Source organism: Streptomyces sp. NPDC031265 (assembly GCF_055570295.1).
The window spans coordinates 251012-263796 of sequence record NZ_JBVIHM010000004.1; the positions used below are offsets into that span (position 1 = coordinate 251012).

A 12785-nucleotide genomic window follows, 5' to 3' on the forward strand; every position below is an offset into this window, starting at 1 on the left:
GTCAGGTCCGAGGGGGCCGCAGTGTTCGACCGTAACTCAACTACCGTATCCGCACGGCAAGTTGCAGGTCACAGATTGCCCCGCTTCTCCTGCTCCCGCTCGATCGCCTCGAAGAGCGCCTTGAAGTTGCCCTTGCCGAAGCCCATCGAACCGTGGCGTTCGATCATTTCGAAGAAGACCGTCGGCCGATCCTGCACCGGCTTGGTGAAGATCTGGAGGAGGTAGCCGTCCTCGTCCCGGTCCACGAGGATCTTCAGCTCGCGCAGGGTCTCGACGGGCACCCGGGTCTCGCCCGCCCACTCGCCGAGGGTGTCGTAGTACGAGTCCGGCGTGTCCAGGAACGCGACGCCCGCCGCGCGCATCGCCCGTACCGTCGAGACGATGTCGTTCGTGGCGAGCGCGATGTGCTGGACGCCCGCGCCCCCGTAGAACTCCAGGTACTCGTCGATCTGCGACTTCTTCTTCGCGATCGCGGGCTCGTTGATCGGGAACTTGACCTTCAGCGTGCCGTCCGCGACCACCTTCGACATCAGCGCGCTGTACTCGGTCGCGATGTCGTCGCCCACGAACTCCTTCATGTTCGTGAAGCCCATGACGTTGTTGTAGAACGCCACCCACTCGTTCATCTTGCCGAGCTCGACGTTGCCCACGCAGTGGTCGATCGCCTGGAACGTGCGCTTGGCCGGCGGCTCGACCATCGGGTCGGCGGCGACGAAGCCGGGCAGGTACGGGCCGGAGTAGCCGGACCGGTCGACCAGGGTGTGGCGGGTCTTGCCGTACGTGGCGATCGCCGCGAGGACGACCGTGCCGTGCTCGTCCTTCAGCTCGTACGGCTCGGCCAGGCCGGTCGCGCCGTGCTCGGTGGCGTACTTGTACGCCGCGCGCGCGTCCGGCACCTCGATGGCGAGGTCGACGACGCCGTCCCCGTGCTCGGCCACGTGGTCGTCGAGGAAGCGGCCGTGGTCGGTGGACGCCTTGATGACGGAGGTGAACACGAAACGGGCGGAGCCGTTCGTCAGGACGTACGAGGCGGTCTCGCGGCTGCCGTTCTCCGGGCCGGAGTACGCGACGAGCTTCATGCCGAAGGCGGTCGAGTAATAGTGCGCGGCCTGCTTTGCGTTGCCCACGGCGAAGACGACCGCGTCCATTCCCTTCACCGGGAAGGGGTCGGCCTGCCGTGCGGTGTCGGGCGTGTGATCGATGGTCTCAGTCATAGCGGCAGGCTCCCCCCGTACTGCAAGGTGCGCAATAGTTTGTATTTGAGGTGGGCAATCTGACCAGCTGCAAGGCGGCGCGCACCCGCTTTCTGTACATCGTGACCATCCGGAGTGACTCATGGCGATCGATCATCTGGACGGGCGGCTCATCGTGCTCCTGGCGCGGGAGCCGCGTATCGGGGTCCTTGAGGCGTCCCGCAGGCTCGGCGTGGCGCGCGGCACCGTCCAGGCCCGGCTCGACCGGCTTCAGTCGAATGGAGTCATCCGGGGATTCGGCCCGGACGTCGACCCGGCCGCGCTCGGCTACCCGGTGACCGCCTTCGCGACCCTGGAGATCAAACAGGGCCAGGGCGCCGACGTACGGGCGCACTTGGCCACCGTGCCCGAGGTCCTGGAGCTGCACACCACCACCGGGCACGGCGACATGTTCTGCCGCCTGGTGGCCCGCTCCAACGCCGATCTCCAGCGGGTGATCGACCGGGTCGTCGGTTTTGATGGCATCGTCCGGGCCTCCACGGCGATCGTCATGGAGAACCCCGTTCCGCTGCGGATCATCCCGCTGGTGGAGCAGGCCGCGGAGGACTCCGTCAGAGGCTGAGGTTCAGAGCCTGAGGTTCAGAGCCTGAGGTTCAGAGCCTGAGGTTCAGAGCCTGAGGTTCAGAGCCTGAGGTGAGGTGGCGTGGAGTGAGCTTCTGGAGCTATCTGTCCAGCCGGCATCAGCAGCTGCTCACGGACGCCTTCCAGCACGCCAGCGCGGTCTTCCAGTGCATGGTGATCGCGACCGTCCTGGGCGTCCTGATCGGCGTCCTCACGTACCGCAGCGGCTGGGCGGGCGCGCTCGCCGTCACCTCCACGTCGATGATCCTCACCATCCCCTCCCTCGCCCTGATCGGTCTGCTGATCCCGCTGGTGGGGCTCGGAGTCGCGCCCACGGTCATCACGCTGACGCTGTACGGGCTGCTGCCGATCGTCCGCAACGCGATCGTCGGTCTGCGCGGAGTCGATCCTTCGCTCGTGGACGCGGCCAAGGGCATCGGGATGTCGCGCCCGGCCCGGCTGCTCCGGGTCGAGCTGCCGCTGGCGTGGCCGCCGATCCTGACCGGGATCCGGGTGTCGACGCAGATGCTGATGGGCATCGCCGCGATCGCCGCGTACGCCTCGGGCCCGGGGCTCGGCAACGAGATCTTCCGCGGTATCGCCTCGCTCGGCAGCGCCAACGCGATCAACCAGGTGCTCGCGGGCACCCTCGGGATCGTCGTCCTCGCCCTGCTCTTCGACGCCGCGTACGTCCTGCTCGGCCGACTGACCATTCCCAGGGGGATCCGTGCCTGAGCCGTCCGACGCCGCCACCGGCACCCGGGCCGCCGCTTCCGGTGCCTCCATCGAGCTGGAGAACCTGACCAAGCGCTATCCGGGCAACCCCGGCCCGGCCGTGGACAACGTCAGCATGGAGATCAAGGCGGGCGAGACCGTGATCTTCGTGGGGCCCTCGGGGTGCGGGAAGTCGACCACGCTCAAGATGATCAACCGGCTGATCGAACCGACATCCGGTCGCATCCGGATCAACGACGAGGACGTCACCGACATCGACCCGGTGAAGCTGCGCCGCAAGGTCGGGTACGCGATCCAGTCGTCCGGGCTCTTCCCGCACATGACGGTCGCCGAGAACATCGCGCTCGTACCGAAGATGGTCGGCTGGTCCAAGTCGAAGGTGAAGGACCGGGTGGAGGAGATGCTCGACCTGGTCGGGCTCGATCCGCGCGAGTTCCACGGGCGCTATCCGCGTCAGCTGTCCGGCGGACAGCAGCAACGGGTGGGCGTGGCACGGGCGTTGGCGGCCGATCCGCCGGTTCTGCTGATGGACGAGCCGTTCGGCGCGGTCGACCCGATCACCCGCGACCACCTCCAGGACGAGCTCATCCGGCTCCAGCACGAGCTGCACAAGACCATCGTGTTCGTCACCCATGACTTCGACGAGGCGATCAAGCTGGGCGACCGGATCGCGGTGCTGCGCGAGCGTTCGCACATCGCTCAGTTCGACACCCCGGAGGCGATCCTCACCAACCCGGCCGACGACTTCGTGTCCGGGTTCGTGGGGGCGGGCGCGGCGCTGAAGCGGCTGAACCTGACGCGCGTACGGGACGTGGAGATGGCCGACGTGCCGACCGTCACCGTCGACGACCCGCTCCAGTCGATCTTCAACAAGCTGCGCAGCGGCCCGCACAACGAGCTCCTGATGCTGGACCGGCGCGGGCGCCCCTACAAATGGCTGCGGCGCGGCGACCTGATGCGGGCCAAGGGGTCGCTGGCGCGGGCCGGGCAACTGGTGCACGACACGGTAACCCGGGACGCGACCCTGCACGACGCCCTGGAGGCGGTGCTCATCGACTCCGGCGGCCGGGTCGCGGTGACCGGGCGGCGCGGCGAGTACATCGGCGTCGTCGACATGGAGACCCTCATGAACTCCGTCCACGAGCTCCTGGAGGCCGACCGGCTGGCCGCCGCCGAGCACCAGCACGACCTGGAGGAGACCCGCCACCATCTGACCGAGCAGGAGCTGGAGGGTTCGGACGGCGGTGCGGACGGATGAGCACCGCACCCGGACGCCCGCCGGGCGAGCACGAGGCCGGCGGCCACGTCTTCCGCGACGAGGAGGCGGAGCCCGCCCCGGCGCCCGCGCCGCCGAGGCGCCGGATCACCTGGCAGAAGCTGGTGCTGCTGCCCGCGCTGGTCGCGGTGATCCTGCTGATCACCTTCGTCTGGATCACCAACGTCCAGCTGGACTCGATCGCGAAGAACTCCCTCGACAACGGCAATGTCCAGCTCCGGCTCTGGCAGCACGTGAAGCTCACCGCCGTCTCCACCTTCTGGGTGCTGCTCGTGGCGATCCCGCTGGGCATCGCACTGACCCGGCGCGGGCTGAGCCGGGCCGCTCCCCTGGTCACGTCGGTCGCCAACATCGGCCAGGCGACCCCGGCGATCGGGCTGCTGGCCCTGCTGGTGATCTGGCTGGGCATCGGCCCCTCGACAGCGGTCATCGGCATGGTGATCTACGCGGTCCTCCCGGTGCTCTCCAACACGGTCGCGGGCCTCAAGGCGATCGACCCGCAGCTGGTGGAGGCCTCGCGCGGCATCGGCATGTCGGCGCTCGGCACCCTCGGCAAGGTCGAACTGCCGCTCGCGGTCCCGCTGATCCTCGCGGGCGTACGCACGGCGCTCGTCCTGAACGTCGGCACGGCCACGCTGGCCACGTTCGGCGGCGGTGGCGGCCTCGGCGACCTGATCACCTCCGGGATCCAGACCCAGCGCATGCCGGTCCTGGTCCTCGGGTCGGTCCTCACGGTCGCGCTCGCCCTGCTGGTGGACTGGCTGGCCTCGCTGGCCGAGGTGGCGCTGACCCCCCACGGCCTGGAGGTGGGGTGATGCGTCGCGTACGTACGAGATGGACGGCGGGGTGGGCGCGGGCGGCGGGCGCACTCGTCCTGCTCTCGCTCCCCCCGGCCGGCTGCGGCCTCAAGAGCGGCTCGCCGATGGTGGACGATGTCCGGCCGGGCTCGGTGGGCCAGGGCCGCCCCCTCAAGGGGGCCTCCCTGACGGTCACTTCGAAGAACTTCAGCGAGAACATCGTCCTCGGTCAGATGGCCGGTCTGGTCTTCAAGGCGGCCGGCGCGGACGTCGTCGACCGCACGAACCTGCCGGGCTCGATCAGCGCGCGCGAGGCGATCGTCAAGGGCGACGCGGACGCGATGTACGAGTACACCGGCACGGCCTGGATCACCTACCTCGGCCACAGCAAGCCCATCACCGACCCGCAGGCGCAGTGGCGGGCGGTGCGGGACGCGGACGTGAAGAACGGGGTGACCTGGCTGCCCCAGTCGACCCTCGACAACACGTACGCGCTGGCCATCAGCGAGCGGAACAACGCGAAGTACAAGCTCAGGACGCTCTCGGACGTGGCCGCGCTGACGAAGAAGGACCCCTCGGCGGTCTCGCTGTGCGTGGAGAACGAGTTCGCGTCCCGGAACGACGGGCTGCCGGGCATGGAAAAGGCGTACGGGATGTCCATCCCCGCCTCCAGGATCCAGAAGATGGACGCCGGGATCATCTACACCCAGGTGTCCAAGTCCAGCTCCTGTCTGCTGGGCGAGGTCTTCACGACGGACGGCCGGATCAAGGCGATGGACCTGGACGTCCTGACCGACGACCGGCACTTCTTCCCCAACTACAACGCGGCCCCGGAGCTGCACGCCTCGACGTTCGCCAAGTACCCGGCGATCGCGGCCCTGTTGAACCCGGTGAGCGCCAAGCTGACGACGCAGGTAGCGCAGGTCCTCAACGCCCGGGTGGACGTGGAGGGCCGCGATCCGCACGACGTGGCGAAGGAGTGGCTGGTGGAGCAGGGGTTCATTCGGAAGGGGTGAGGGGGCCGGGAGCCGGACCGCTGCGGGTGCTGGGGGCGGGCCGCCGGGGCCCCTTCGGACGCAGGGTCGCAAAGAACCCCTTGCAAAGATCTAGATGCAAAGGCATTGATGCAAAGAAAGGCTTGCAACTAGTTCTCTGCATGTCTACGGTTGAGCCATGAGCGAGCACGACGACCCGAAGCCCGAAGCCGCGAAGCCTGAAGCTGAGGCTGCGAAGCCCGAAGCCCCGAAGGCCGAGCCCCGCGAGCGCACGCTCGACGCGCGCTCCCTGCGGGGCCTGGCCCATCCCCTGCGGATCCGCCTGCTGGCGGCGCTGCGGCACGACGGCCCGGCCACCGCCTCCCAGCTGGGCGAACGGCTCGGCGAGTCCAGCGGCGCGACCAGCTACCACCTGCGCCAGCTCGCCGCGCACGGCTTCGTCGAGGACGCGCCCGAGCACGGCAAGGGCCGCGAGCGCTGGTGGCGGGCCACCCACGACGGCACCAGCTTCACCGAAGAGCTGCACCACGACCCCGACCCCGAGGTGCGCGGCGCCGTCAACCTGTTCATGCACGAGATCGCGACCATCCACACCCAGGAGCTCTCCACCTGGCTGGGTACCGCGAGCGACTGGCCCGACGAGTGGTCCACCAGCTCGGACATGAGCGACTTCACGCTCCGGCTGACCGCCGCGCAGCTGCGCGAACTCAACGAGAAGGCGCACGAGCTCATCGAGAGCTACCGCAACCTCGCCCACACCGAGGCCGACGACACCGCCCAGGTCCGCGTCCACCTGCACGCTTTCCCGCGCAAGAGCCACTGACCCGCACCACGAGCAGCGAAGGGACCACGCACATGCTGCCCTCCACGCACCTCACCCTGCACGAAGCCCGCGCCACCGAACTCCGCAGGGAGGCGGCCGATCACGCGCTCATACCGCGCGACCGCCACCGCATACGCACCCAAGTCGGCCTGAGGATGGTCGAGTTGGGCACCCGCCTCGCCCAGCCCCCCGCGCGCCACCGCACGCGTATCGCATGAGCGGCGACGGGGGGCACGCCGAGGAGAAGAGAGCACGCAAACGTACCGCGTTGGCCGCCGTCCTGACGGCCAACACCATTTCCACCGCAGGCAGTTCGCTGACCATGATCGGCGTCCCGTGGTTCGTTCTGGAGACCACCGGGAGCGCCGGACGGGCCGGGGTGGTGGCCTTCTGCGCCACCCTGCCGATCGTGGTGGCCGCGCTGATCGGGGGCCCGGTCATCGACCGGCTGGGCCGACGGAGGGTGAGCGTCGGCTCCGACCTGGTCTGCGCGCTGGCCGTCGGGGCCATCCCGCTGCTGCACTTCGCGGGCGCGCTCCACTTCTGGCTGCTGTGCGCGCTGATGGCGCTCGAAGGGCTGGCCGTCACCCCCGGCCGGACCGCCCGTTACGTCCTGGTGCCCGACCTCGCCGAGCACGCCGGTACGACTCTGGCCCGCGCCGCCAGCCTCTTCGACGCCGTGCAGCGCGGCGCCAGGATGGCGGGCGCCGCGCTCGCCGGACTGCTGATCACACTGGTCGGCGCGGAGTCCGTACTGCTCCTGGACGCGGCGACGTTCGGCACGTCCGCGCTCCTCGTCGCCCTCGGCGTACGCGGCATCCGGGCCGCCGAGCCGGTACGGGACGCGGCGCCGGTCTCCCCCGCCACCTACCGGGCCGAAATCCGCGAGACGTACGCCTTCCTGCTGCGTGCCCGGCTGCTGCTCGCGGTCACCGTGATGGTCATGGTCACCAACGGCCTCGACCAGAGCTGGAACGCCGTGCTGCTGCCCGTGCACGCCGAACGCGAACTCGGCGGCGCCACCCAACTCGGCCTGCTCACCGCCTCGTTCGGCGCGGGCGGGCTGCTCGGCGCGCTGCTGTACGGCGCGGTGGGCCACCGGTTCCCCCGGCGCGCGGTGTTCACCACCGCCTTCGTCCTGGCGGGCGCGCCGCGCTTCGTGGTCGCCGCACTGACCGGCTCGGCGCTGCCGCTCGCCGCCACGATGGCGCTCGGCGGCCTCGCGGGCGGCATGCTCAACCCGATCCTGACGACGGTGACGTACGAACGCGTCCCCCAGGAGCTGCGCAGCAGGGTGTCCGGCGCGCTCACGGCCGGCTGCGAGCTGGCGATGCCGCTCGGCGGCCTCGGCGCGGGCCTGCTGGTGGACGGCGCGGGGGCGCGGGGCGCGCTGCTGGTGGTGGGCGCGGTGTATCTGGCGACCACGCTGAGCCCGCTGGTGTTCCCGGCGTGGCGGGGGATGGACGCGCAAGTCGCGCAGCGGGCCGTGGAGTTGAGGACCGAAACTGTGGGCACCGCACACTGAGCAGCTTTGCCGAAGTGCGGTGCGGCACAGCGCCCCATAGGGGCGCGGGGAACTGCGCGACCAGCCACTGACGGTCCGCGGCCGAATCACCGCACTCCCAGCGGAGCGCCTAGGGCGTGTTTCGAAAGTAGCGTCGTCCGCCCGAAGGGCGGGCCCGGCGGCGTCTGGTGCGTGCGATCGCAAGGCGGAGGGTCGCCCCGATACTGGTTGTATCGGGGTGATCCCGACAACGCGGCGAGCGTGCGTGCCAGACGCCGCCGGGCAGACGGGACTTTCGAAACACGCCCTAGCAGCTCGGGACGTCCCCGCCCTTGTCCAGGGCCTTCAGCGCCGACACCGCGCCCGACAGGGTGGTGACGGGGACCAGCCGCAGCCCCTGCGGCAGCTCGGCGCGGGCGTCCGAGCACTCGGCCTTCGGCACGAGGAACACGGTCGCGCCGTCCCGCCGGGCCGCCCGCGTCTTGAGCGAGACGCCGCCGACCGCGCCGACGCTGCCGTCCGCGTCGATCGTGCCCGTACCGGCGATCGTACGGCCGCCGGTGAGCTCGCCGCCGGAGCCGTTGCCGTCGAGCTTGTCGACGATGCCGAGGGAGAAGAGCAGCCCGGCGCTGGGCCCGCCGACGTCGGCCAGGTTGAGGGTGACCTTGGCCTGGTGCGGACCGAGGTGGAGGTAGTTCAGCGCGGCCGCGGTGGCGCTGTCCTGCGACTCCTTCATCTCGGCCCGGTTGTGCTCGGTGATCTCCTTGTCGCTGCCGCCGCTCGGGTAGACCGAGTCGCGGGGCATGACGGCCTGGTCGGTACGGAACCAGGCGCGCACCACGTCCGCGATCCCGACGTCGGCGGACGGCCCGGTCGCCTCGATGGTCGTCATCCGCAGCTGCCCGGTGGTGTGCCGGGCGGGCCTGCCCTCGATGGTGATCACCGGGGTGCCCTTGTCGTCCCCGAGCACGTTCGCGGTCAGCCCCGGCTGCGCCACCGAGAACGGCAGCGGTGCGAAGCCGACGACGGCGAGCAGCGCGACGACGGGGGCGGAGCCGATGGCGAGGTTGCGGAGGCGTGAGTGACGGGGGTGCACGGATCCAATGTATCGGGGCGCGATCGGCTGCTTACCGGGGCTCCGCCCCGGGCCCCGTTCGCGGCGCCGCCGCTCGCGTGGGCTCTGCCCCCGCACCCCCGCTCCTCGATCGCCGGAGAGGCTGATTCCTACCGCAGCGCGTCCGCGACCTCCCGCGCCGCGTCCACCACCCTCGGGCCGACCCGCTCAGGCACCGCGTCCGCGAGCATCACCACGCCCACGCTGCCCTCTATCCCCGTGATCCCGACCAGCGGCGCGGCGGCGCCGCTCGCCCCGGCCTCCAGTTCGCCGTGGGTGAGGGTGAAGCCGGGGTCGACGAGGCCGCCGGCCTGGCGGGCGGAGAGGATGGCGCGGCCCGCCGCGCCCCGGTCGAGCGGGTGGCGGAACCCGGCCCGGTAGGCCACGTGGTAGTCGGTCCACGTCGGTTCGACGACGGCGACGGCGAGCGCGTCGGCCCCGTCGACCAGCGTGAGGTGCGCGGTCGCCCCGATGTCCTCGGCGAGCGAACGCAGTGCGGGCAGGGCCGCCTCCCGTACGAGGGGATGGACCTGCCGGCCGAGGCGCAGCACGCCGAGGCCGACCCGGGCGCGGCCGCCCAGATCACGTCGTACGAGAGCGTGCTGTTCCAGTGTGGCCAGCAGACGGTAGACCACCGTCCGGTTGACGCCGAGTTTGTTGGACAACTCGGTGACGGTCAGGCCGTGGTCGGTGTCGGCGAGCAGTTTGAGGACACGCAGTCCCCGGTCGAGCGTCTGAGAGGTCTCCGCGGTCACGACGCCCACTCCTTATGGTGAGTCGCGGCGGCTCCCCACGGGATCGCGGCACCGGTCCCATCGGCGACGCGCACAGAGGCCGCCGGCAGGCCATGGCACCGGCTGCGCTCCGCGGCGGCGCTGCCACGGGGCGTTTTGCATGGCGGGACAGTAGCGATCGGTCCCGCTCAGCGGAAGGCCTCGTCCAGAATCCGGGCGCGTACGTTGACGACCCGGGGCATTGCTCCTGGTTCGGGACCTAAGTCCAGGGTGCCCGGGACCTTGGTCACCGCAGGCGACTTTGCCTTCCCCTTACCGTTGCGTCGCGCGAGGGGCGTCCGTGGGGGCAGGCCCTCGCCGCCCCATCCCGTCCCCACGGGAGGGCGGGTCCCGGCATCGCACCCGGGCCCCGCCGACGGTGCAAGGGCAGCCAACTCCCATACACAAACACGCAGTTACCGGACAAGCGGACTCACTTCATCCGCGTGGCCCACTCCTGCACCTTCTTGATCCGCTCCCGGAGCTGCCCGGCGGTCGCCTCGGCGCTCGGCGGTCCACCGCACACCCGCCGCAGCTCGGTGTGGATCACGCCGTGCGGCTTGCCGCTCTGGTGGACGTACGCGCCGACCATCGTGTTCAGCTGCTTGCGCAGCTCCAGCAGCTCCTTGTGGGAGACGACGGGCCGCCGCTCGGCGGGCATCTCCAGCAGGTCGGCCTGCTCGGCGGGCTTCTGCCGGCTGTGCGCGATCTGCCGGGCCTGCCGCTTCTGGAGCAGCAGCTGCACCTGGTCGGGTTCGAGGAGACCGGGGATGCCGAGGTAGTCCTGCTCCTCCTCACTCCCCGGGTGCGCCTGCATGCCGAACTCGGCGCCGTCGTACAGCACCCGGTCGAAGACGGCGTCGGACTCCAGCGCCTCGAAGGGCAGCATGTCCTGGTCGCCGGTGTCCTCGTCCTGCTGCTTCTCGGCCTCGGCGAGGAGCTTGTCCTCCTCGGCGTACGGGTCCTCCTCGCCGTCCTTCTTGGGCTTGTCGAGCACGTGGTCGCGCTCGACCTCCATCTCGGAGGCGAAGCTCAGCAGGGTCGGGATGGTGGGCACGAACACCGAGGCGGTCTCGCCGCGCCGCCGCGACCGTACGAAACGGCCGACGGCCTGGGCGAAGAAGAGGGGCGTGGAGATGGTGGTGGCGTACACGCCGACGGCGAGCCGGGGAACGTCGACGCCCTCGGACACCATCCGGACGGCGACCATCCACCGATCGTTGCTCGCGCTGAACTCGTCGATTTTCTTCGAGGCACCCGTGTCATCGGAAAGAACAACGGTGGCCTTGTTGCCGGTGATCTCCCGGATGAGCTTGGCGTAGGCGCGGGCCGAGTCCTGGTCGGTGGCGATGACGAGCGCACCGGCGTCCGGAATGCCCTTGCGTACTTCGGTCAGCCGCTGATCCGCCGCCCGCAGCACGTTCGGCATCCAGTCGCCGCGCGGGTCGAGCGCGGTGCGCCAGGCCTGCGAGATGGCGTCCTTGGTGAGGGGCTCGCCCAGCCGCGCCTCGATCTCGTCCCCGGCCTTGGTGCGCCAGCGCATGTTGCCGCTGTACGAGAGGAAGATGACGGGCCGCACGACGCCGTCGCCGAGGGCGTTCCCGTACCCGTAGGTGTAATCGGCGGAGGACCGCCGAATCCCGTCATTGCCCTCTTCATACGTGACGAAGGGAATGGGATTGGTGTCGGACCGGAAGGGGGTGCCGGTGAGGGCGAGGCGCCGAGTGGCGGGATCAAAGGCCTCAAGACAGGCCTCACCCCAGGACTTCGAGTCACCCGCGTGGTGAATCTCATCAAGGATGACGAGGGTCTTGCGCTGCTCGCACCGGTTGCGGTGGAGCATGGGCCGCACGCCGACACCGGCATACGTCACGGCGACCCCGTGGTACTCCTTGCTCAACGGCCCCGCGCTGTAGTCCGGATCCAGCCGGATGCCTATCCGCGCCGCCGCCTCCGCCCACTGCTTCTTCAGGTGCTCGGTCGGCGCGACGACGGTGATCTGCTGCACGACGTGGTGGTGCAGCAGCCACGAAGCGAGCGTCAGCGCGAACGTCGTCTTGCCGGCGCCGGGCGTGGCGACGGCAAGGAAGTCACGCGGCTGCTCCTGGACGTACTTCTCCAGCGCCCCCTGCTGCCAGGCACGCAGCTTGTTGGCCGTACCCCAGGGGGCACGCCCGGGAAAGGCGGGTGAGAGGTGGTGGGAGGCGGTAGTAGTCACGGTCTCCGGGTTCGTGCGGTCGGGGCGGCGGCGCGGGCTTGCGCCTTGCGGCTCACGGTCGGGGTCACGGTCGCGTACGTCACGGTTGTCGTACGTGACGGTCGCGGACGTCACGGTTGTCGTACGTCACGGTCGCATTCGTCGCGGTCGCGTTCATCACGGCCCCGGACGTCACGGTCGCGTACGTACGACAACCGGGCCACCTTACCGGTGGGGTGGGGGCGATCCGGGGTCAACGGGGCGAGTGGGGGGCGGGGGTGAGCGGGTTCACAGCCCGCCCGTCGCGGGTGCGGGGGCGGGGCCCCGCACAACCTGTCTGTCCCCGGCAGGGGTCTGGGGGGCGGAGCCCCTAGCGGGGTGCGGGGGCGCGGGCACCGTGCCCCACCTGCTCACGGGTGCGGGACGGAGGCCCGAAGGGGGTGCGGGGGTGCGGGGGCGCGGGCACCGTGCCCCACCTGCTCACGGGTGCGGGACCGAGGCCCGAAGGGGGTGCAGGGGCGCAGCCCGGGTAACCCGCCCGCCCCGCTGGGTGCGGGGCGCAGCCCCGAAGCGGGGTGCGGGGGTGCAGCCCGAAGCGGGGTGCGGGGGCGCAGCCCGAAGCGAGGTGCGGGGGCGCAGCCCGAAGCGAGGTGCGGGGGCGCAGCCCGAAGCGAGGTGCGGGGGCGCAGCCCGAAGCGAGGTGCGGGGGCGCAGCCCGAAGCGAGGTGCGGGGGCGCAGCCCGAAGCGAGGTGCGGG

Annotated in this window: 12 protein-coding genes; 8 read left to right on the forward strand and 4 right to left on the reverse strand. The window is 70.6% G+C overall.

What is annotated here, in order from left to right:
* Positions 1–68: 68 nt before the first annotated feature.
* The gene (hppD, locus tag ACZ499_RS09645) at positions 69–1214 is read right to left on the reverse strand and encodes a 4-hydroxyphenylpyruvate dioxygenase (RefSeq protein ID WP_468673485.1); all 1146 of its coding nucleotides are present in this window, start codon (positions 1212–1214) and stop codon (positions 69–71) included.
* 121 nt (positions 1215–1335) lie between these two features.
* Here hppD and ACZ499_RS09650 point away from each other — a divergent pair, with 121 nt between their 5' ends.
* From ACZ499_RS09650 to ACZ499_RS09685, 8 genes are all read left to right on the forward strand, one after another.
* The gene (locus tag ACZ499_RS09650; RefSeq protein ID WP_385548888.1) at positions 1336–1815 is read left to right on the forward strand and encodes an Lrp/AsnC family transcriptional regulator; all 480 of its coding nucleotides are present in this window, start codon (positions 1336–1338) and stop codon (positions 1813–1815) included.
* 86 nt (positions 1816–1901) lie between these two features.
* The gene (locus ACZ499_RS09655) at positions 1902–2549 is read left to right on the forward strand and encodes an ABC transporter permease (protein ID WP_468407000.1); all 648 of its coding nucleotides are present in this window, start codon (positions 1902–1904) and stop codon (positions 2547–2549) included.
* Entirely contained in the window at positions 2542–3807 is a 1266-nt protein-coding gene (locus tag ACZ499_RS09660; RefSeq protein WP_468673486.1) for a betaine/proline/choline family ABC transporter ATP-binding protein, read from the forward strand. Before ACZ499_RS09655 ends, ACZ499_RS09660 begins: the two co-directional genes overlap by 8 nt.
* The gene (locus ACZ499_RS09665) at positions 3804–4640 is read left to right on the forward strand and encodes an ABC transporter permease (protein WP_468673487.1); all 837 of its coding nucleotides are present in this window, start codon (positions 3804–3806) and stop codon (positions 4638–4640) included. The genes ACZ499_RS09660 and ACZ499_RS09665 overlap by 4 nt, the downstream gene beginning before the upstream one ends.
* A complete protein-coding gene (locus ACZ499_RS09670; RefSeq protein WP_468673488.1) occupies positions 4640–5638 on the forward strand; it encodes a glycine betaine ABC transporter substrate-binding protein in 999 nt (332 codons plus the stop codon). Before ACZ499_RS09665 ends, ACZ499_RS09670 begins: the two co-directional genes overlap by 1 nt.
* A 157-nt stretch (positions 5639–5795) precedes the next feature.
* Positions 5796–6440 (forward strand): ArsR/SmtB family transcription factor, encoded by a 645-nt coding sequence (locus ACZ499_RS09675; RefSeq protein ID WP_468673489.1) that lies wholly within the window; start codon positions 5796–5798, stop codon positions 6438–6440.
* 32 nt (positions 6441–6472) lie between these two features.
* Positions 6473–6658, forward strand: a complete 186-nt coding sequence (locus ACZ499_RS09680) for a hypothetical protein (protein ID WP_468673490.1) — start codon at positions 6473–6475, stop codon at positions 6656–6658.
* A complete protein-coding gene (locus ACZ499_RS09685; protein WP_468673491.1) occupies positions 6655–7965 on the forward strand; it encodes an MFS transporter in 1311 nt (436 codons plus the stop codon). Before ACZ499_RS09680 ends, ACZ499_RS09685 begins: the two co-directional genes overlap by 4 nt.
* A 286-nt stretch (positions 7966–8251) precedes the next feature.
* Here ACZ499_RS09685 and ACZ499_RS09690 read toward each other — a convergent pair whose 3' ends face one another.
* The 3 genes from ACZ499_RS09690 to ACZ499_RS09700 all read right to left on the reverse strand — a co-directional run bounded on the left by ACZ499_RS09690 (position 8252) and on the right by ACZ499_RS09700 (position 12049).
* On the reverse strand, positions 8252–9040 hold the full coding sequence (locus ACZ499_RS09690; RefSeq protein ID WP_468673492.1) for a YlbL family protein: 789 nt from the start codon (positions 9038–9040) through the stop codon (positions 8252–8254).
* Positions 9041–9168: 128 nt separating this feature from the next.
* Positions 9169–9813: an IclR family transcriptional regulator gene (locus ACZ499_RS09695; protein WP_283143297.1), complete on the reverse strand. Its 645-nt coding sequence runs from the start codon at positions 9811–9813 to the stop codon at positions 9169–9171.
* 451 nt (positions 9814–10264) lie between these two features.
* Entirely contained in the window at positions 10265–12049 is a 1785-nt protein-coding gene (locus tag ACZ499_RS09700; protein WP_468407015.1) for a DEAD/DEAH box helicase, read from the reverse strand.
* Positions 12050–12785 lie beyond the last annotated feature (736 nt).